Source organism: Parabacteroides timonensis (genome assembly GCF_900128505.1).
Classification (GTDB): Bacteria; Bacteroidota; Bacteroidia; order Bacteroidales; family Tannerellaceae; genus Parabacteroides; species Parabacteroides timonensis.
Window position 1 is genome coordinate 3026320 of record NZ_LT669941.1, and the last position, 18714, is coordinate 3045033.

Sequence of the window (18714 nt, forward strand, 5' to 3'; positions counted from 1 at the left end):
ATTAAATAAAATGAAAAAAAGAAATTTTTTAGCTATGGCCATGTTAGGATTGGCCGTAACATTTGGTTTCACAGCTTGTAGTGAAGACAATGGTGGAGAAGAAATCATTCAAGGTGTTCTTTCAGACGAAGAAATGGATGCAGCTATCAATCAGTATGTAAATGGAGTTGTTCTTCCTACTTATAAATCAATGTTGGAAAATGTAACAACATTTAAGGCTGCTGTTGATAAATATGTAGCTAGTGGTACACAAGCCGATTTGGAAGCTGCTTGTACTGCATGGAGAAACGCACGTGAACCATGGGAATATAGCGAAGCATTCTTAGGAGGTCCAGCCACAGACTTGAATCTAGACCCGGGTATGGATACTTGGCCTTTGGATAAAGAAGGAATCAACCAAATCATTGCTTCCGGTAATTTTGGTGCAATCGAAGGAGATGAAGAAAGCAATCAAATGCTAAGAGGTTTCCATACTGCTGAATATCTCATTTTTTATGATGGACAAGCTCGTATTATCGGAACACAACAAGATGATGTTGACCCTACCAATGCTAATGTTCTTAAATACTTATCTACTGTAACTTCAGATCTGCTTCGTGATACAGAAGAACTTTATAAAGCATGGAATGAAGGCCTAGAAGGCGATCAAGATTTTCCAACAGCTTTCGGACAAACATTGATTCAACATAATGGCGGTAAAGGATATTCTTCTCCGAATGCTGTCTTAGCTTTTATCTTGAGTGAAGAAGGCGGCATGGCAAATATCGCCAATGAAGTCGGCGAGGCTAAAATCGGAGATCCTATAAACTATTATAAAGAAGATCAGGAAAAAGGCTTGCTTTCTGTTGAATCTTGGTATAGCTGGAATTCTATTGATGATTACGCTCATAACATTGAAGGAGTACGTAATTGTTATTTTGGCAGCCTTGATGGAAAAGTCAATGAAAACAGTCTTTCTGCATTAGTAAAAAAAGTGGATGCTTCATTAGATTCTGAAGTACAACAAAAGATTAATGCAGCTATTGCTGCTATCCGTAATATTCCGGCTCCATTCCGTAATCACTTGGATGTAACAAAATATCCGCAAGTAACAGATGCACAGGATGCTTGTGCAGAAGTAGTTGATATTTTAAAATCGGTTCGTACAAAACTCGATGCAAATTAATATATAATATAAATAGACACAAAATTCCACTTTTCTCTTTTTTGAAGGGAAAGTGGAATTTGCTAGTTAAAAACAAACCAATAAAGAGCGTATTATGAGGCAAAATATTTTATCCGTTTTATTGATTACCGGACTCGTGTGTACAGCATGTGAAGATGGTCTGGATGATACGCAAATCAGGAAACCTAACGGAACTCTCGCCAAGCAGGAAGAATTGTCAGCAGGTTATTCCACTATTTTCTCTACAGGACCGGATGCTTATGATATGTCAGCCGAATGGGTTTCAGGAGAACTGAATAGCCGTTTTAACCAAGGGAATAACCTTTACGACAACTCCAGAGGGGCAGATGAAACAGGAGGATTAGGAGGACTAGGTCCCGTTTATGCAGGATACTCATGTGCTAGTTGCCATAAAGGAGCAGGTCGTACAAAACCGAGTTTATTTACAGACGGAGGATCCGGAAGTTACGGTTTTTCATCTATGCTTATTTATATCACACGAAAAGGTGGTGGATTTTTCCCTGATTACGGACGTGTTTTACACGATCAGGCTATTTATGGAGTAAAGCCAGAGGGTAAATTAAAGGTGACTTATACAGAAAAAGAATATTCATTTCCAGATGGAGAAAAATACAGTCTGATTACTCCACATTATACCATCACGGATTGGTATGCAGACAGTATCCCCATGTCTGACTTACGCGTAACAGTTCGCCAACCGCTTCGCCACGTAGGATTAGGTCAAATGATGGCTCTGGATTTAGACGAACTACAAAAATTAGCTGCACAAAGCAATTATCCGGAATATGGGATCAGTGGACGTTTAAACTGGATTACAGAACGCGGGGTAAAACAAATCGGAGTTTCAGGTAACAAGGCACAACATGCCGACTTGACTGTCGAATTAGGCTTTTCATCCGATTTAGGAGTAACTAACGACCGTTATCCGGAGGAAGTCAGCCACGGTCAAAGCCAAATGATGGGTTTTGCCAACTATGGCATTCAGGTTTCCACACGTGATATGGAGAACGTAGACTTATACATGCAAGCATTGGGAGTTCCAGCACGCAGAAACGTGACAAACGAAACGGTGAAAAAGGGAGAAGAATTGTTTTACAAAGCCCAATGTCACCTTTGCCATACAGTGACTTTACACACGCGACCACGAGGCACTGTACTTTTGAATGGGACTCAGCTACCTTGGCTAGGAAGCCAAGTGATCCATCCTTATTCAGATTTCTTACTACATGATATGGGACCAGGGCTGGATGACGACTATCCCAGTGGTCTAGCAATGGGATGCGAATGGAGAACTACTCCTTTATGGGGAATCGGCTTACAAGAAATAGTTAACGGCCATACGTACTTTTTACATGATGGTCGTGCTCGTAACCTAACAGAAGCTATTATGTGGCATGATGGAGAAGGCGCAGCTTCACGCATTCTATTTTCACGCATGACAAAAGATGAAAGAAATGCTTTAATTACATTTATACAATCACTATAAATTATTCATTCAAGATGAAACGAACTATTAAAACATCTATATTATCCGGAATATTATTATGTACAACTTTTTCCGGCATAGCCCAAACAGAAAATAAATCAATTGATGACAAATACGTTGAAAACGACGTTGTTTCTCTAGCCGGTAAGAAAGGATTTTCTTTTAGCACAAAAGCTGGAGACTTTCTTTTTAAACCGTATGCATTAGTACAAGTAGCTGGTAAATTCAATTATTATGATGATCAAGGGTTAGAAAACCTATATGCTGACAATGTTGCTAATTCCGGATTTGAAATTCCAAACGCAATCCTGGGATTTACAGGAAAAGCATTCGGTAAAGTAACATTTAACCTCTCAATAAATGCTGCACAAAGTGGTGGTGCTTTGTTACAACAAGCGTGGTTTGATGTAGCTATGAAAGAATCGTTCCGAATCCGTGTCGGTAAATTCAAAACACCCTTCAGCCACGGATATTTGACAACATTAGGAGAGACTTTGTTTCCTTCCTTACCTACATCGCTAAATACAACCGTTTTATTGCCACACTCACTAAATGCTGTAAATCCTACATTTTCTACTGGTTTTGATTTAGGTATACAGGTTCACGGTCTTGTAAACGGGAAATGGAATTACCAAGTCGGTATTTTCAACGGAACAGGTATCGGCGTTAACTCTGCGACTAAAACAACAAGCGATGACAATCGCTGGCTTATGTCTTTACTCTATGCCGGTCGTATTGCTTATATGCCAAAAGGAGTTATGCCTACGACACAGGGAGATCCAAGTAACTTACACGATGACAAAATGAGTATTGCATTATCAACCTCTTATAATGTAGAAGCAGAAGATGAAAGTAGTAATGACTTTCGGGCTGGTTTAGAATTTGCATGGATTAAAAACCGCTTCTATTTCGGAGTTGAAGGTTATTGGTTAAATATGAAATTTACTGAACGCCAGAAAATATCCAAAGCATATAATTTCTGGGGAGCTTATACTCAATTAGGTTATTTCATCACTAACAAACTGCAAGGAGCTGTACGCTATGACGTATATGATCGCAACGGCATTGATGAAGGTGGCTTACTCAACCTTCCGTCAGTCGGTTTCAATTATTACTTCTTCAACTCTAATTTGAAACTCCAAGTCATGTATCAATACATGGGTCGTACAGGACATGCAACACAAAATGATCGTGATAATGATGGTTTAGGACTTGCTCGCCATAATGCCTCAGCCATGTTACAGTATACATTCTAAATAAAAGAAAGGGGATAAGATGAAAAAATATATTTCGCTTTTTATAGTCTTTACATCTCTTCTTCTGTTTAGCCTAAGTGCTTGTGACGAAGGTAAAATTTATCCAGAAGAAATCAAGCACTATAAAACATATGCAAATTTATCGATCGAGATCAAAGGAGATAAGGCTTTTCCTCAAAAAGAGCTTTTAGTTTTAGCTGGGTTTGGAGACGATGCTACCACTCCTATAACAACCACTGTTATACCAGAGCCAACAGCAAGTGTAAAAACAATTAATGTACAACTAGGATTAAAAGGAGACGAAAAATACATCGCAATATGTACGGTGACAAAAGGTACTGTACGTAATGTGGTTTATGAGTTTTACAGGTATGATTTGTCCACTATTTCTGAAGAAGAAATAGATATTCCTATTTCAGAATTAAACTTAAGTTCTTTTGACCGGGTACAAAGTCAAATTTTCAATGACAATTGTATTATCTGCCATGGAGGAAGTACAGAAGCCGGAGGCGGATTATATCTAACAGAAGGTAATAGTTATAAAAGTTTAGTAAACGTAATAGCACCTTTATCCAAAGAGAATAAAGTATTTGTTAAACCCGGAGAGCCGGACGATAGTTTTGTCATGGATGTTCTAAGTAATGATATCCTTGACAAATATGACCATTCGGATATATTTGCTTCCATGCCTGAATATATTTCTTTGATGGAAAGTTGGATTGAAGAAGGCGCAAAAGAATAATAACTAAAACGATCTCACATGATAATTACAAAAAAGACATACGAGAACAACACCATACACGCTCAAATTTGTTCTTTTGAAGGCAAGGGAGGGGTAACGGAATATCATATACTATTTTCCGTTACCACCCCTTCATTGCCGTTTACAGAACAGCTGGATAAATTACAAAAAGCATACGAAACAGTAACAAAAGAAGAAGCCGGTAAAGCCGTCGCTATATTCCGCCGGTATTTCCTGAGTGATGCAGCGAATCAGACGGAACGGTTGATGGAACGGGAATGCGAAAACCCGTTTTGTGCATTATCGATTGTACAACAAGCTCCGCTAAACGGTACTAAAATAGCACTATGGGCTTATATGCAAACCGATATGACTACGGAAACCTACAATTCCGGTATGTTCGAAGCATCTCATAATAAGTATCGCCACCTCTGGACCGGCGGTGCACACAACAAGGCGGCCACCTCTGAATACCAGACCCGCCTGTTATTGAACGATTATGTGTTGCAACTGACCGAACAGCATTGTACGCTGGCTGCCGACTGCATCCGTACCTGGTTCTTCGTACAAAACGTAGATGTAAACTATGCAGGTGTCGTAAAAGCCCGCAAGGAAGTTTTCATCACCCAGAACCTGACGGAGAAAACACATTATATAACCAGTACCGGGATAGAAGGCCGTCACGCCGACCCGGAAGTGCTGGTGCAGATGGATTCCTATACAGTAGACGGTCTGCTACCGGAACAGATACAATTCCTCTATGCCCCTACCCATTTAAATCCGACCTATGAATATGGCGTCACTTTTGAACGGGGCACAGCCGTTTCGTACGGCGACAGGAAACAGATATTCCTGTCGGGAACAGCCAGTATCGACAACCGGGGAGAGATCGTTCACCCCGGAGATATATTGAAACAGACTGAACGGATGATGGAAAACATCAGTGTCCTGTTGCAGGAGGCCGGAGCTTCCGTAGCCGATATCATGCAGGCTATCGTCTATCTCCGCGACCCGGCAGATTACGAGGAAGTGAACCGCTATATCCGTACCCATCACCCGGATATGCCGCACCTGATCGTACTGGCACCGGTATGTCGTCCGGGATGGTTGATTGAAACGGAATGTATCGCCGTTATTCCGGCAGACCTTCCGCAATACCCCTGTTTATAAATGAAACACCATAAATACAACAACTATGTATAAACAAGGAAAATACAAAGAGACAGACAAGATGAGCGACTTGATTTGCGAGAACTATCCCATGGTTCTCGTAATGAGCCGCTTCGGTATCGACCTGGGATTCGGGGAGAAAAACATCAAGGATGTATGCCGGCAAAACGAAGTGGATTGCTGCACGTTCCTTACCGTTGTCAATTTTCTCTCGGAAGAGATTTCAGGCACGATCAACGAGATCAACAACTGCCTTTCTCTCGGGTCGCTGATCACCTATCTGCATAATGCGCACGATTATTTCCTGAATTTCCGGCTGCCTCATATCCGCCGCAAACTGACGGAAGCAATTACCGGCTGCCCGGGTGACATCGCTTTCGCTATCACCAAATTCTTCGACGATTATGTCTACGAAGTCCATAAACACATGTCGTACGAAGAAAAGATCGTCTTCCCTTACGTCCGCAACCTGTTGGAAGGGGTGAAAGATACCAAATACAATATCAGTATCTTCCGCAAACGGCACGACCAGATAGAGATGAAGATCGTGGAGCTCAAAAATATCCTGCTCAAATACTATCCCGGACCCGACAATTACCTGCTGAACAGTGTCCTGTTCGACATCTTTGCCACCGAACAAGATCTGGCCTCTCATAACCGGGTAGAAGATTACCTCTTCGTTCCCGCTGTACTAGCCATTGAAAAAACAATCAAATGACCGTTGCTTTATGAGCACTAACTTTAAAATAGCTGTTGCAGAACCTTCCTCCATTATCCGTTGCGGGTTGATCACCATCCTGAAACGGTTGCCCGGGCTGCATATCCAGCTGACGGAAATCGCTACGGCTGAATGCCTGGTGGAAAGCCTCCGCATGCACCGGCCGGAAGTACTGATCATCAACCCTTCACTTCCCGGCTATTTCGGGATACAGCATCTGAAAGAAGAGTGCGGCTGCTCCGAAATGAAATGCCTGGCTATTGCCTGCATGGCGACCGATCAAGCTATGCTCCGCCCGTATGACGACCTGATCAATATTTATGACAGCCCCGACGAACTGAAACATAAGCTGGAGAGGCTGAATGCGGAAGAAGCATCTACTGAGCCGCAAGAAGAGGAGGAAGAACAGCAGACGCTCAGTTCGAGGGAAAAAGAGATCGTTGTCTGTGTTGTCAAAGGTATGACGAACCGGGAAATCGCCGACCGCCTGTATCTTTCTACCCACACCGTGATCACCCACCGCCGGAATATTGCCCGGAAACTGCAGGTGCACAGTGCCAGCGGCCTGACGGTGTATGCTATTGTGAATAAACTGGTCGAACTGAACGATATAAAGAAAGTCTGATAAAATATTATTTTCTCACAGCTTTTGTTTTCTTTTCACACTCCAGAATTTGGCTTCAATCCTATATACTGTATCTTTGGGAAACAAAAATATATATATCTGGTTACCATGAATCCAATAACAAGACAATACAACAAGACGGCAGTACAGATCACCTCCTTTGAGACAAAAAAAGGGATCACCGAATATCATATCATCCTCGAACAGATGGATTGTATGGATGATTACTCCACCCAGTTGCAGGATTTGCTCAAAGCTTATACACAATGTGTGGAAGAGCTTCCGGGAAACCCGACAGCCGTATTCCGCCGTTATTTCCTGAGTGACGTGACCAACCAGACCGCCTTACTGATGGAAAAAGAACGTTCCAATCCGTATTGTGCATTATCCATCGTACAACAGGCCCCGATGAACGGGACTAAAATAGCCCTTTGGGCATGGCTCCAGACAGGTGTACAGACACAGGTGCTTCCAAGCAATCTGTTTGAAGCCCGTCACGGAAGTTACCGACAGCTTTTCGGAGCCAATCTTTGTAACCGTGCTGCCAACTCCGAATACCAGACACGGCTTATCTTCCGCGATTATATCATGCAACTGACAGATGCCAAGTGTACGCTGGCAAATAACTGTATCCGCACCTGGATATTCGTACAGAATGTAGATGTCAACTACCCGGGAGTCGTGAAAGCCCGCAAGGAAGTCTTTGCAACACAAAACTTAACGGAAAACACTCACTTCATCGCCAGTACCGGCATAGAGGGACGTTACCAGGACACAAGCGTGTACGTAACGATGGATACGTATGCCGTATCGGGTATCGGCCAGGAACAAATCCAGTATCTTTATGCTCCCAACCATCTGAGCCGCACCTACGAATACGGGGTGACGTTTGAAAGAGGGGTAGCCATTACGTATGGCGACCGACGTCATGTATTCGTTTCGGGAACAGCCAGTATCGACAGATACGGCGAGATCGTCTATCCGGGAGATGTCATCAAGCAATCGGAACGTATGGTTGAAAACATCACCGCCCTGTTAAACGAAGCAGGTGCCGACCAGAATGATATCATGCAGGCCATCGTTTACATCCGCGACACGGGAGATTTTGCCCGCGTGAAGCAATACATGGAAACGAACCATTCGACTATGCCTTACCTGATCGTCCGGGCCCCGGTATGCCGTCCGGGCTGGCTGGTCGAAATCGAATGTATCGCCGTCGTTGCCGTAGATGAGCCGGAATATGCTCCGTTGTAATCGATTATTATTACTACATTTGCAACAGAACCTTTAAAACAAGAGCGATATGACATTAATTGAGCGTAAACAGCAGCTTATCCAACGCCTGGAGACTGTATTCGATGAACATATTATTGACGAAATTGAACAGCTACTGGATCAAAAGGAACAGACAAACGATATTCTATACTTTTCTCCGGAGTTGAAAGGGAAAATAGATCGTGCTTTAGAACGAATGAAAGCAGGGAAAGGTGTTTCTAATGAAGATATGAAAAAAAGATTCGCTAAATGGTTAGTTCCAGAACAATAATATGGGATGAAGAAGTCTTGCAGGCAATAGACGAGATTGCAGACTTTTATAACGAACGTAATGGAAATTCTCATTACAGTAACTTTTTACTAGCGAAGTTCATAGAAACTGTAGAACAGGCTGCACTATTCCCTCTCTCAGGACAGCGAACAGAATATCCTCATATACGGTATCTTATTGCTATACCCGAATATTCTCTTTTCTATCATCATAGCGATAAACAAATTACCGTCCTTGTCCTATGGGACAACCGTCGTAATCCGGCACGTCTGGCCTACACATTACGCAATCAAGATCCCAAATATCTGAATGAGCCGATGGCGCCGTATGAGAAGCTAACAGCCCCAACAAACGTGAAAGATTAATAACAACTTCATCTGTTCACAGAAAAAGCATTACCTTTGAACTATCGAATAATTGAACAATCAATAACACCAAAACAAGAAAGAAACAGCCTATGTACAAAAACGGAAAATACAGGGAAACCGATAAAATGAGCGATTTGATATGCGAGAACTATCCGATGGTCCTCGTTATGAGCCGTTTTGGGATTGCCCTGGGATTTGGAGAAAAGAATATCGGTGAGGTATGCCGTCAGAATGGAGTAGACGCCTGCACCTTCCTGACAGTGGTGAACTTCTTGACGGAAGACGTAACCACTCCTGTCACCGACCTCAATAAATGCCTGTCTATCGATGCGCTGATCACCTACCTGCACAATGCGCACGACTACTTCCTCAACTTCCGTCTGCCGCATCTGCGCAGGAAGCTATTGGAAGCCATCGCCGAATGCCCGAAAGATGTAGCCTTCGTTATCCAGCAGTTCTTCGACGAATATGCCGACGAGGTACACAAGCACATGTCGTACGAAGAAAAAGTGGTCTTCCCGTATGTTCGTGGCCTGCTGGCCGGGAAGAAAGACCCGAAATACAATATATCGATCTTCCGCAAACGTCACGACCAGATAGAGATGAAGATCGTGGAACTGAAGAATATCCTGATAAAATATTACCCCGGTCCCGGAAGCAACCTATTGAACAGCGTCCTGTTCGACATCTTCGCCACCGAGCAGGACCTGGCTTCACACAACCATGTGGAAGATTATCTCTTTATGCCCGCTATTTTAGCATTAGAAAAAACAATTAATTGATGCCCTATGAGCACCACACTGAAAATCGTTATTGCTGAACCTTCCGCCATTGTCCGCAACGGACTGGAAACAATACTGAAACGCCTGCCCGGCGGCTTGCGTGTCCAGTTTTCTGAAATAACGACTATCGAGTCGCTTACCGAGGATCTTCGGACACACAAGCCGGATATCCTCATCATCAATCCTTCTATTCCCGGGTATTTCACTATTCCACATCTGAAAGAGATGACAGGTTGCCCGAATATGAAATGTGTGGCTATGCTCTATGCCCCTATCGACCATTCCCTGATCCGCTATTACGACGATCATATCAATATCCTCGACAGCCCCGACGAGATCGGGCTTAAACTGGAACGGCTCCATGCCAAATCGGAGGAAGACGGCGATGGCGACGAACAACAGACATTGAGCGCCCGCGAAAAAGAGATCGTGGTATGCGTGGTAAAAGGAATGACCAACCGTGAGATTGCCGACCGCTTGTTCCTCTCCACCCACACGGTCATCACACATAGAAGAAATATCGCCCGTAAGTTGCAGGTACACAGTGCCAGCGCCTTGACGGTTTATGCGATTGTGAATAAGCTGGTGGAGCTCAGCGACATCAATAAAGTATAAAGCCGACAGTGTTGCAGTTATCTACAATCGGGTTCCAAGCCAACCACGTCATTTAAGTTATTCCCTATTGTATCCTTTACTATTAACATAACAAATACAAAAAACCTTATCTTTCTTAATAATTAACCCTAACATTTCACCCTTTTTTTAAAACACAGCAAACAATATCCGAAACCTCGCTGTTAAGAACAAAGAGTATCACTAATAATGAATATCACATGAAGAAATTCTTTTTAATAGGAGCAACGTTATTTCTTTCTTTGTATGCCAGTGCACAGCATGTCGCATTAAAGAACAATATCGTCTACGATGCTACCGCCACTCCCAACCTGGGTTTGGAAGTGGGATTAGGAAAGAAGGTCACAATGGACCTTTCTGCGGGTTACAACCCATTCGAGTTCAGCAACGACAAACAGTTTAAACATTGGCTGGCACATGCAGGCGTACGTTTCTGGACCTGCGAAAAGTTTAACGGAACATTTATCGGCGTTCACGCCCTGGGCGGACAATACGATGTGTCAGGATTCAAGCTGCCGTTCGATATGTTCAAGAAACTGCGCGACCATCGCTACGACGGTTACCTGTACGGTGGAGGTATCAGTATCGGTCATCAATGGATACTGAACAAACGCTGGGGTATCGAAGGCGAAATCGGTGCCGGTTATGCCCGTATGCACTACGACGAGTACGCCAAGGGCAAAGACATGCCGAAAATACGCACTGCCAACCACAACTACTGGGGTGTGACGAAAGCGTCTATCTCTTTTATCTATTTTATCCACTAATAATCAAGCAAGCAAAATGAAGAAGTTATTCTATATAATAACCGTTTTAGTATGCTCCGCCTATGGGAGCATGCAGGCACAGACTGTTAGCCCCGACGGTATAGCTTACAGCGACCTGCAAGTAAATAAAGAGGGCAGCCAGGTTGTATTGTCGACCACCGCTAACCTCACCAACATGCAGCTAAAATCACAGAATATGGTGATCGTCACTCCCGTACTTCAGTCGGCAGACAAGGCACACACAGTAAAGTTCGATCCGTTCGTCATTACCGGAAAGAAACGTATGAAGGCACTCGACCGCGAAATGGGTTTCGGTGCCGAGCCGTTCGAACAGACACCGACCGTGATCTTCCGTCATAAAAAAAACCAGCCGGAGTCTATCCCGATGACCCTGACCGTACCATACGAAAGCTGGATGCGTAATGCTTCGCTGGTGATGCAGGCGAATACCACCGGATGTGCTTCGTGCGATGTAGCCAGCAATATCACTCCACTGTCGTCACGCATATTGCCTCCGGTAGTTGCACCGACTTACGAACTGAGTTATGTCACTCCTCCGGCAGAACCGGTAAAACAGCGTAGTGAAACGCACTCGGCTTACCTGAACTTCGAAGTGGGCAAGTCTGTCCTATTGCACGACTTCAAGAATAATGCCGCCGAACTGAAAAGCGTGAACAAGATCGTGAATGAAGTACGTAACGACAAGAACCTGAAATTTACAGAGTTCAATATCACCGGATACGCATCACCGGAAGGTGGCTACGACTATAATATGAAACTGTCGGAAAGCCGTGCCAAGGCATTCGCAGCCTATATGAAAGATAAGGAAGATATGCCGACCTCGCTGATGAAGGTGAACTGGGAAGGTGAAGACTGGATCGGCCTGCGCAACGCAGTCAAGGCGTCCAACCTGTCCAACCGTGATGAGATCATGAAAGTACTGGAAATTTCCGATATCAATAAACGTAAAGCACAACTCAAAGCCCTGAACGGAGGACGTACGTATCGTATGTTGCTGGACGATTATTATCCTGCCCTGCGCCGTATCGACTATACGCTGGCTTACATTGCCCGTCCGTTCGATGTGAACGAAGCCAAACAGGTGATCAAGACGAAACCGCAGTACCTGAGCCTGAACGAAATGTTCGTGGTAGCAAACACTTATCCGAAAGATAGTGAAGCATTCAAGGAAGTATTCGACATTGCCGTACGCCTCTACCCGACCGATCCGGTTGCACAGCAGAACACTGCCGCTCTTGAGATCGAACGCGGAGCCGACGATGCGGGTATCGAACGTCTGCAAAAGATCAACACGCCGGAAGCATGGAACAACCTCGGTGTTGCCTACGCCAAGAAGAAAGAGTACCAGAAGGCTCTCGAGTATTTCAGCAAGGCTGCCAATGCAGGTGTCAAAGCCGCAGCAGCAAACCAAGAAGGTTTGAGCAACTGGCTGAAAGAACAATAAGCCAATAATTGACCGATAAAATAAAAGCGTCCCGCCTTTTCCTTTGTGGAGAGGGCGGGACGCTTCTGTAAGAGAAAAAGACTACTTCAATCCATTCTTACGAAGCAATTCTTCTATTTCTTTTGGATGAATGGAATCACGTTCTGATTTATCATAAATATAGAGCAAGTTGATTTCTGTTTCGTCTATGGAAACAACAACAGTGAATGTTATCACTCTTGCTCCACCACTTTTACCGCGTCCTTTAGAGGTAATTTTCATGCGGATTTTACGAAGATTATCCCCCAGGTCAATACCTAGTTGCGGGTTATCGATTATTTCATTCCGCAATGTTTTCACATCCTCCAACAAAGAGGGATAACGTTTACCTAAACGCTTAAACTCCTTTTTAAAAGTGGCCAAGATCTCTACCTTATACTTCATCTTCCATTTCCTTTAAGAATTCATCCCAAGATGTTTTCCTTCCAGCTTTCAAATCTTTCAACCCAGCATCGATACCGGCAAGGATTTCTTCTTTGCTGATATACTCAGTTTCTTCCTCATTGATATCTTCCAATAGCTTTTCTGACAGCCATTTTTTGTTGCTTTTGGAAAGAGATTGAATGATCTGCCAAAGACTTTCTAATGATATTGTTGCTTTCATGTTTGGTACTCCTTTCTTAAATGGTTGGTTCCGAAGGCAAAGGTAATGAAAAAGGACGTATACCGTTACAGAGGGGGTGTTAAAATAAAAATCATATTATTGTCGAACCAATTCTTCAACAGCCCGAATGAAAGACTCTGCACGAGGATAGAGATAATGATGTTCGGGGGTCAGTTCCTGTTTCATAACACAATGCCCTCGTTCATTACATTAATAGAGAAAGGGGTTTGGAACGGACGGTTTTCCCACAGCTTACGAAGCATAATCATAGGACTGATTATCACCCCCGATTTGACCTCCAACTCGTACAACGGACGTATGATTTCCTGTTCACGTTCAGGAGTGAGCTGGGATTCCTCAAGCAAGATCAGCAAGTCTATATCACTGTCAGGACGTGCGTCTCCACGAGCTTCAGAACCATAAAGGATCGTTTTTGCATCGGGTGCCACATGCTTTACTATACGGCGGATTGTTTCTACAATTTCTGTTCTTTTCATAACCGTTCTCCTTTCTTAAATGGTTGGTTCCGAAGGCAAAGGTAATGAAAAAGGACGTATACCGTTGTATGAGAACATAAAAAAAGAAGATGTGCCACAACTCCCTCTGTCATGATGACACATCTCCTCGGAACTGTTATCTCACAGCTACCTTATAGCTCTTGCCGTCGATGCGGACGATGTAATTACCCGTAGGCAGCGTCCAGCGGCTATCGCCCGGAGCCACTTCAGCAAAACGAAGAAGCGAGCCGGTGAAGGTATAGATACCGACCTCCCTACGCATACCCAGACGCAGATACAGGCAGCCTTCGCCACCACGCACTTCGACGGTATCCGCCCGGATTGCCTCGTTGGCTACCGGATCGGGATTCTTCACAATACCGGAGATGCGAATGTCCAGATCGCTACGTACGTAAGGGATGACGTACTTTCTATCACTGGCACGCGGCTCGATCGTTTCGCCACGGCTTGTGGTAACAACCGGTTTCGACTGATCGTAGTCGGCATCGAGGGTAAGATAAAAACCAAAGCTATTCCATGCCTCTACCGTATATTCTCCTACCGATGGATCTGTTGTCGCACCTTCCACGGCGGGGAGGGTGACGGTGTAGTAGACAGGATCGGGTTCAGGCACATAAGGCGGGTTGTAGGTAAAGCGAGCAGAGACAGTCACATCGGATGCAGGCATCATAAAGGTGCTGCCATTGACCGTTACGGGAGTGCCTCCGTTAGTTTCCGTCACTGTCCAACCTACAAAGTCGTAGTTCCTTTGTGCCGAATAGGAAAGAGTCACGGTGGTGCCCTCTTGCGCCGATAAAGGATCGGCACTGATCGTGCCACCGGAAACCGCAGCATCTAAAGTGATGGTATAAAAGGGCTTTTCCTTCAATGTGAATGTCCATTTGTCGAGAGTCAACTCCTTTACTGCGTTGTAGTTGATACTCTCGGCAATATCAATCTTAACCGTATAGGTTCCGGCACTCACTGGAGCCTCACTCAGTTTCTTTCCGGCTGCATCGTAGTAATTGACGGTGATAGCACCTATCCCATTGAGACCGCTTACAGAAACCGTGGCCTCTTTAGGCGATCCATCCACATACAAATCGGCAGGTGGAGTAAAAGTAAAGTAATCATCCAACCCTTCCGTAGGCAGATTAGCCCTTTTGATAGTGAGCACCCAACCGTCAGCTGTCAAGCCTTCAATCGCATTATAATTATCTCCTTCTGTGACAGAAATCTTAACCTTGTAATCACCAGCATTCACGGGATCAACCTCCGAGTGCGTCCCCTCCGAATCATAATAAGAAACGGTAATCTTGCCAATCCCATTCAACGTTGAAGTAACCGTCGCCTCTTTCTTCAGTCCGTCGTATGTCAATTCATCCTCTCCGGTTACAGAAAAGGTAAAATCGTCCTTAGTAAGGTCGGCTCTGTTCACTTGCAAGGTTATCTCTTTCTCCACCCTGTGTTTTTCCGAATTGTAGCCACTTATCGAACTCCAATCATAATTGTCATAATCCGTATCATAGTATGCCGTATACTCTCCTGTTTTAACATCAGGCACAATGTCTTCCTCTGCCCATTCCCAGTTATTATCCAATGTGATACTGGTCAATCTTCGAGAAGGATCGTATATTATAGCATCAAGGGCAGCCGGGCCTTCCGGAGCTTCTGTTACCTCTTTCCTATTTACCATGACAGAAAGCGTCGTTGAAACTGTCCCGTAGTTCTTGTCAGATGGTGTAAAAGTTGCCTGATATCCATGCACACCAACCTTTCCTACTGATGTTTCCGGACTATCCCATGCCCAACCTTGACCTAATGGGATATCGGAAAGCAGATCTTCGTAGGTTGCACTCAAATCTTGTGGTTCCGTATAATCTGTAGCGGTCGTACCGTCGGCCTGAGTTATCTTCAACAGCTTTGTTACCATGTCCGATATTAGTGTTTCCTCATCCCCCCCATACTGAGCAGTCAGCTTATAGTTACCAACCTCCAAACCTTTCGTTGAGAAGGTAAAGGTATATTCGTTCGAGGCACCGACCTCCTGCTTGTCTGAATAATAGGTAAGGTCTTGCTCATAATCCGTCAATACTAATTGCACACTGTTCATTGCTGCGCTGCGCAAACGGGCTTTCGTCTGCTTGGCTGTTATGTTGAGTTTGACTTTCCATTGATGTTCCTCTGGAGTATATTTGGCTGTGTACTCTTCGTTTTCAAATGAGAGAGCTGATTGTTTGGTTGGTGTATTGCTACTTCCTTTTGTAATTGTAAAATACCCATCAGCCGTATCCCCATCCGCGTTATAAGTCGCGTTATAAGTCGTGATACTATTATCATTCGTACGCACCGTGATTGTATGCTTATCTGCCGTCATATACAGATAAAGCCTGTTGTCGCCTTCATGGTTTCCGGGGACATAATAAGGCTTGCCGTCAACGGAGACGTCGGTGACGTTTTCGATTTCGGGGGTGATGCCTAAGTAAACCGGATCTGTACCATTAGTAACATCAGGCATAAATTCTCCCTTCTTATTATCATAAAGACTTCCTCCGGTAAGAGTCAGTGTTCCTTTTGCGGGATTAGCACTACCAATACCTCCGGTAAGAGAAAGCGTACCTCCTTCAATTGTAATATTCCCTCCTTCACCTGGATAACCGGCATATTGCCATTTACCTCCACCACCTATTGCCATGGCATTTGCTTCTCCACTTTTTGCAATAATGTTTCCTCCTGAAATAATTACCGTTCCGCATGTCTCTCCTTGACCTACAGTTTTTCCATCACCTCCAATACCAGCACCTTTATTAGCTACAACATTTATTTTTCCTCCATTTACATACAACGTCTTGTTTGGGGTCACATGTATAGCGGCACGTCCTTCTTGAGAAGTCGTATTTATATTAATTTCACCTCCTTTTATAACTGCTGAAGTACAATCTATACGACTCCCATCCGTATTATTAATCGTCCCTTTATACATTACAAAACTCTCTCCGGAAAAAGAACTGTTGGTAAAGTCTCCACCTTGAACGGTCGTTTTTCCAGAGAAAGAGATGTTGGTTAAAGTTCCACCTTGAACTGTTACTTCTCCGGAGAAAGAACAGTTGGTTAAAGTACCATCTTGAACTGTAATATTATCACTTATCTTCCACTCATCAATAGTACCTCTAAGTATTGTTATATCCCCAAATGCACTTCCTTTATAATTTGAACTACTATGATAAGAAGTCGTTACACTCCCTCCACTTATCTTAATAGTACCTGCCATGCTGGAAGAGCCATAATTATTTCCTCCTGCATGTACTGTCCCTCCTTCAATTTGAATAATAGCCTCTTTGGTCGAAGTCATATTCGAAAAATATCCTTCTCCTAATCCGAATGCCCAGTCTCCTGCATAAGCATTGACTATACCACTCTTAATAAGGATTGTTCCGCAAGAAGTTCCTGCTCCAGCACCGATACCGGCACCGCCCCAGCCGCCTTGTGAAGTCAAAGTACCACTGCCAGTAATAGTTATAGAAGCACCTTTCTCAACTTGGATACCTGCTGTTCTATGACCACTTTGAAAAGTATTATTGCCTTGTAACGTAAGCGTTAGATTTGCATTTCTTTTAAGAAAAAATGCACTTGTACCAACAGCATCATCCCCGCCATCTGTAAGTTTTATATTAACTCCATTCAAAGTAACATTCGCCGTCACCCCTTCCTTCACGACGATATGGTCTGTCGTCGTCGTCCCCGAAAAGGTCAAAGCTTTTTCTGTCAATATCGTATATGTGTTATCCACATAGGTGTAATCCGTCCTTTCAATCCCCCCGGAAACAGCCAAAATACCTACCTCAGCCTGCCCCCACGCCACCGGCAGGCATAAAAAAAGGAATGCGACGATCCATGCGCCCATTCCCATGATACGATTCTTGTAATATTTACTCATACTAGTGTTGTTGTTTTATTTATGATTGTTGGTATTGTCTTGTCGAAACCGAATCGACCGCCCGGTCGAAACACCTTCGACTGAGTTGTCGATGATGCGTCGACCGATCGGTCGATGGTGCTTCGAGAGATTACGGGCTATTCGATAACCGGACGGTCATCGTCGTCGTCTTTCGGTTTGCCGCCGATCCACAAAGTAGTGGATGCGCTACGAGGCGATTTCAGCAAAGCGCCGCTCGTGTATTGCGTGGTGACAGTCAGTGTGTATTCGCCATCAGCTAGCTCTGAAGGGATCAGCAAGGTCAGTTCAGACGGCTTGTTGGTGGTGATCATGTCTTCGTCCAATTTCGTCACTGCACCCTTCGAGTCGGTTAGTGTGACACCTACTGCTTCGTCGTCGCCAACGACCTTCAGCATCGCACCGCGCACGAACAGGTTGCGGCCGGCCGTAGCACTGCCGTCGCGAAGCTTCGTCTTGCGGTCTTCCGTTTCGAGAATATACATGATGTTCGACTTTTCGCCCAGTATTTCCACGCTGGTCTTTGCGATTTCTTCGCGCAGCTCCTTTCCTTGGTTGAAAACGACATAGATGGAGTTCTTTTCCTTATTCCATACGCCTCCTTCCACAACACCCGTCAGGCGGGCTACGGCATAGAAAAGGCCGGTGTTCACACTTACTCCGTTCAGAATAAGACGGGTAATGATTCGGTTGTACAATGAAATGGAGTGGCGAAGCGTCTCCTCACGCAGGCCGGTGTCTTCTTCGCGCATTTCTTTGATAATGTCATCGATACCGGCACTTCCGTTTGATTCCAGTTGTAAAATCTTGTCTGTCAGATTGTCGGCAGTTACGGTGTTGTCGACGAGCCACCCTTTCAGTTTGTTTTGCATACC

General features: G+C 44.3%; 19 protein-coding genes. 14 read left to right on the top strand and 5 right to left on the bottom strand.

Translation table 11 applies throughout. The features are described 5' to 3' along the window. The first annotated feature begins 10 nt into the window (after window positions 1–10). The 14 genes from BQ7394_RS19795 (at window position 11) to BQ7394_RS19860 (ending at window position 12744) form a co-directional block, all read left to right on the top strand. Window positions 11–1165: an imelysin family protein gene (locus BQ7394_RS19795; protein WP_075558972.1), complete on the top strand. Its 1155-nt coding sequence runs from the start codon at window positions 11–13 to the stop codon at window positions 1163–1165. Between the two features lie 94 nt (window positions 1166–1259). Beyond that, on the top strand, window positions 1260–2672 hold the full coding sequence (locus BQ7394_RS19800) for a di-heme oxidoredictase family protein (RefSeq protein ID WP_075558973.1): 1413 nt from the start codon (window positions 1260–1262) through the stop codon (window positions 2670–2672). A gap of 14 nt (window positions 2673–2686) precedes the next feature. Next, the gene (locus tag BQ7394_RS19805; RefSeq protein ID WP_075558974.1) at window positions 2687–3928 is read left to right on the top strand and encodes a porin; all 1242 of its coding nucleotides are present in this window, start codon (window positions 2687–2689) and stop codon (window positions 3926–3928) included. Window positions 3929–3947: 19 nt separating this feature from the next. Beyond that, window positions 3948–4670: a hypothetical protein gene (locus BQ7394_RS19810; protein WP_075558975.1), complete on the top strand. Its 723-nt coding sequence runs from the start codon at window positions 3948–3950 to the stop codon at window positions 4668–4670. A gap of 18 nt (window positions 4671–4688) precedes the next feature. Continuing rightward, window positions 4689–5840, top strand: a complete 1152-nt coding sequence (locus BQ7394_RS19815) for a Rid family hydrolase (RefSeq protein WP_075558976.1) — start codon at window positions 4689–4691, stop codon at window positions 5838–5840. A gap of 25 nt (window positions 5841–5865) precedes the next feature. Continuing rightward, window positions 5866–6558, top strand: a complete 693-nt coding sequence (locus BQ7394_RS19820) for a hemerythrin domain-containing protein (RefSeq protein WP_075558977.1) — start codon at window positions 5866–5868, stop codon at window positions 6556–6558. 10 nt (window positions 6559–6568) lie between these two features. Continuing rightward, a complete protein-coding gene (locus tag BQ7394_RS19825) occupies window positions 6569–7183 on the top strand; it encodes a response regulator transcription factor (protein ID WP_075558978.1) in 615 nt (204 codons plus the stop codon). A gap of 108 nt (window positions 7184–7291) precedes the next feature. After that, window positions 7292–8437, top strand: coding sequence for a Rid family hydrolase (locus BQ7394_RS19830; RefSeq protein WP_075558979.1), 1146 nt, complete (start codon window positions 7292–7294; stop codon window positions 8435–8437). 49 nt (window positions 8438–8486) lie between these two features. Further along, complete coding sequence (locus tag BQ7394_RS19835; RefSeq protein WP_075558980.1) at window positions 8487–8729, top strand: hypothetical protein; 243 nt, start codon at window positions 8487–8489, stop codon at window positions 8727–8729. Next, entirely contained in the window at window positions 8708–9094 is a 387-nt protein-coding gene (locus BQ7394_RS19840) for a type II toxin-antitoxin system RelE/ParE family toxin (protein WP_075558981.1), read from the top strand. The genes BQ7394_RS19835 and BQ7394_RS19840 overlap by 22 nt, the downstream gene beginning before the upstream one ends. A gap of 92 nt (window positions 9095–9186) precedes the next feature. Continuing rightward, window positions 9187–9879, top strand: a complete 693-nt coding sequence (locus tag BQ7394_RS19845) for a hemerythrin domain-containing protein (RefSeq protein ID WP_075558982.1) — start codon at window positions 9187–9189, stop codon at window positions 9877–9879. 6 nt (window positions 9880–9885) lie between these two features. Beyond that, window positions 9886–10494: a response regulator transcription factor gene (locus tag BQ7394_RS19850; protein WP_075558983.1), complete on the top strand. Its 609-nt coding sequence runs from the start codon at window positions 9886–9888 to the stop codon at window positions 10492–10494. Window positions 10495–10712: 218 nt separating this feature from the next. Then, the gene (locus BQ7394_RS19855) at window positions 10713–11279 is read left to right on the top strand and encodes a DUF3575 domain-containing protein (protein WP_075558984.1); all 567 of its coding nucleotides are present in this window, start codon (window positions 10713–10715) and stop codon (window positions 11277–11279) included. Between the two features lie 16 nt (window positions 11280–11295). Then, window positions 11296–12744: a DUF3868 domain-containing protein gene (locus BQ7394_RS19860; protein ID WP_075558985.1), complete on the top strand. Its 1449-nt coding sequence runs from the start codon at window positions 11296–11298 to the stop codon at window positions 12742–12744. Window positions 12745–12825: 81 nt separating this feature from the next. On the opposite strand, the gene BQ7394_RS19865 is transcribed toward BQ7394_RS19860, so the two are convergent. From BQ7394_RS19865 to BQ7394_RS19885, 5 genes are all read right to left on the bottom strand, one after another. After that, window positions 12826–13167, bottom strand: a complete 342-nt coding sequence (locus BQ7394_RS19865) for a type II toxin-antitoxin system RelE/ParE family toxin (RefSeq protein ID WP_075558986.1) — start codon at window positions 13165–13167, stop codon at window positions 12826–12828. Further along, on the bottom strand, window positions 13157–13387 hold the full coding sequence (locus BQ7394_RS19870) for a surface protein (protein WP_075558987.1): 231 nt from the start codon (window positions 13385–13387) through the stop codon (window positions 13157–13159). Before BQ7394_RS19870 ends, BQ7394_RS19865 begins: the two co-directional genes overlap by 11 nt. Window positions 13388–13569: 182 nt before the next feature. Next, the gene (locus BQ7394_RS19875; RefSeq protein ID WP_075558988.1) at window positions 13570–13884 is read right to left on the bottom strand and encodes a nucleotidyltransferase domain-containing protein; all 315 of its coding nucleotides are present in this window, start codon (window positions 13882–13884) and stop codon (window positions 13570–13572) included. 136 nt (window positions 13885–14020) lie between these two features. Next, window positions 14021–17821 (bottom strand): InlB B-repeat-containing protein, encoded by a 3801-nt coding sequence (locus tag BQ7394_RS19880; RefSeq protein WP_075558989.1) that lies wholly within the window; start codon window positions 17819–17821, stop codon window positions 14021–14023. Window positions 17822–17958: 137 nt separating this feature from the next. Continuing rightward, on the bottom strand, window positions 17959–18711 hold the full coding sequence (locus BQ7394_RS19885; protein WP_075558990.1) for a DNA-binding domain-containing protein: 753 nt from the start codon (window positions 18709–18711) through the stop codon (window positions 17959–17961). Between the last annotated feature and the right edge of the window lie 3 nt (window positions 18712–18714).